The organism is Acidiphilium sp., from assembly GCF_049977125.1.
Lineage (GTDB): Bacteria > Pseudomonadota > Alphaproteobacteria > Acetobacterales > Acetobacteraceae > Acidiphilium.
The window spans coordinates 1-2,371 of sequence record NZ_JBMFGY010000064.1 but is presented as its reverse complement, the minus strand read 5'-3'; the positions used below and the strand labels follow the sequence as shown (position 1 = coordinate 2,371).

Annotated in this window: 2 protein-coding genes; both read left to right on the top strand. The window is 62.0% G+C overall.

What is annotated here, in order from left to right:
• The first annotated feature begins 117 nt into the window (after nucleotides 1-117).
• The gene (locus tag ACP5E6_RS10935; RefSeq protein WP_427954274.1) at nucleotides 118-618 is read left to right on the top strand and encodes an SspB family protein; all 501 of its coding nucleotides are present in this window, start codon (nucleotides 118-120) and stop codon (nucleotides 616-618) included.
• Between the two features lie 14 nt (nucleotides 619-632).
• Nucleotides 633-2,279 (top strand): fumarate hydratase, encoded by a 1,647-nt coding sequence (locus ACP5E6_RS10930; RefSeq protein ID WP_427954273.1) that lies wholly within the window; start codon nucleotides 633-635, stop codon nucleotides 2,277-2,279.
• The last annotated feature ends 92 nt before the right edge of the window (nucleotides 2,280-2,371 follow it).

Below are 2,371 nucleotides of genomic sequence, written 5' to 3'. Positions count from 1 at the left end.
GTCTTGGTTTTGTGTGAAAAAATTGGCGCCGGGCGTTCCGCGCCGCCGCTGACAGTTGGCCTCCGGCGCAACGCGCGCTATGCGTGCGCCACGATAGTTCATAAGCAGATTGGACCGATGGCCGAAGACGAAACGCCGATTCCCGACAGCCTGTTACCGTATGACCTGTGGACCGAGGAGGCTTTGCGCCTGGTGGCGGTGCGCGCCTTGCAATTCGCCGCACGCGAAGGCCTGCCGGGTGGCCATCATTTTTATGTGACATTCGATACCAGATACCCCGGTGTCGTGATGCCGGATCGGCTGCGGGCGCAATATCCCGAGGAAATGACGATCGTGTTGCAGCATCAGTTCCGGGATCTGGTGGTCGATCCGTCTGAACGGTCGTTTTCGGTCAAGCTGTCGTTCGGTGGCGTGCCCTCGACGCTGGAAATCCCGGTGGCGGCCCTGACCGCCTTTGCTGATCCTGAGGTACGGTTCGGTCTGCAGTTCGTATTGCAGACGATCGCCAATACCGATGAACCAGAACCCGCGCCCACGGTTGCGCCGCCGGTTGAAACCGGACCGGCCGACGTGGTCAGCCTCGATGCGTTTCGCCGCCGGCCGCCGGTCAAGGATTGAACAGGGACTCTGCCATGAACGCGATGACCGGGAAAACCGCGGCATTCAAGTTTTCGACCATGTTTCCGCTGGGCAATGACGACACGACGTGGCGCAAGCTCGATCTCGGCGGGATCTCAACGATCGAGGCGGGCGGCAAGACGATCGTGCGGATTGCGCCCGAGACGCTCTCGGCCCTGACGTTCGAGGCGTTTCACGAGGTTTCGCATCTGCTGCGCCCCGCCCATCTGCGGCAGTTGCGCGCGATTCTCGATGATCCCGAGGCGTCACCGAACGATCGATACGTCGCGATGGAGTTTTTGAAGAACGCGAATATCGCGGCGGGCGGCGTGCTGCCGATGTGTCAGGATACCGGCACCGCCATCGTGTTCGGCAAAAAGGGCCAGCGCATCTGGGTCGATGGCGACGAGGAGGCGGCGTTCTCCCACGGCGTGTACCGCATCTTCACCGAGACCAATTTGCGCTATTCGCAAATGGCGCCGCTCAGCATGTATGACGAGGTCAATACCGGCACCAATTTGCCGGTGCAGTGCGATATTCTCGCGGCACCCGGCGAGGATCATGCCGAGGCGTTCGACCTGATGTTCGTCGCCAAGGGCGGCGGATCGGCCAACAAGAGTTTCCTGTACCAGGAGACCCGCGCGATCCTCAACCCGAAGAAATTGCTTGAATTCATTGAAACTAAAATAAAAACTCTGGGAACCTCGGCCTGCCCGCCCTATCACCTCGCCATCGTGATCGGCGGCACGTCGGCCGAGGCCACGATGAAGACGGTGAAGCTCGCCTCGACCAAGTGGCTCGACGCACTGCCGACCACCGGCGATGCCACCGGCCATGCGTTTCGGGATGTCGCGCTCGAACAGGAGGTGCTCGACCTGACCCGACGAATCGGCATCGGCGCGCAGTTCGGCGGCAAGTATTTCTGTCACGATGTGCGGGTGGTGCGCCTGCCGCGGCATGGCGCGTCGCTGCCGGTCGGCATCGGGGTGTCCTGCTCGGCGGATCGGCAGATCAAGGCGAAAATCACCAGGGACGGGGTGTTTCTCGAGCAACTGGAGACCGAGCCCGCGAAATATCTGCCGGAGGTGACCGATACGCATCTCGGTGGCGATGTCGTGCGGATCGATCTGACGCGGCCGATGGCAGAGATCCTCGCCGAACTGTCGAAACACCCGATCAAGACACGGGTGGCGCTGACCGGTACCATCGTGGTCGCGCGCGACATCGCGCATGCCAAGTTGAAGGAGCGGCTCGATCGCGGCGAAGGTCTGCCGGATTACCTCAAGAACCATCCGGTCTATTACGCGGGCCCGGCCAAGACGCCCGACGGCATGGCGACCGGCAGTTTCGGCCCGACCACGGCGGGGCGGATGGATAGTTACGTCGCCGAATTCCAGGCGGCGGGCGGATCATTGGTGATGCTCGCCAAGGGCAATCGCTCGCGGGCGGTGCGCGATGCCTGCAAGGCGCATGGCGGGTTCTACCTCGGCTCGATCGGCGGGCCGGCGGCGGTGCTGGCGCGCGACAACATCCGTCATGTCGAGGTGCTGGAATATCCCGAGCTCGGCATGGAAGCGGTATGGAAAATCGAGGTGGAGGATTTCCCGGCCTTCATCGTGATCGACGATAAGGGCAACGACTTTTTCGCGGAATTGGTATGACGATGAGGACCGAGACGCATATTCCCTTTATTTGGCGCGCAGCGCCTTCGGCTCTGCCGCGCGGCAACGACTTTTTCGCGGAATTGGTATGA

What these genes read in the sequence shown, in the direction of transcription:
- ACP5E6_RS10935 (WP_427954274.1), top strand. Translation starts at nt 118, where the DNA reads ATGGCCGAAGACGAAACGCCGATTCCCGACAGCCTGTTACCGTATGAC.
- ACP5E6_RS10930 (WP_427954273.1), top strand. Translation starts at nt 633, where the DNA reads ATGAACGCGATGACCGGGAAAACCGCGGCATTCAAGTTTTCGACCATG.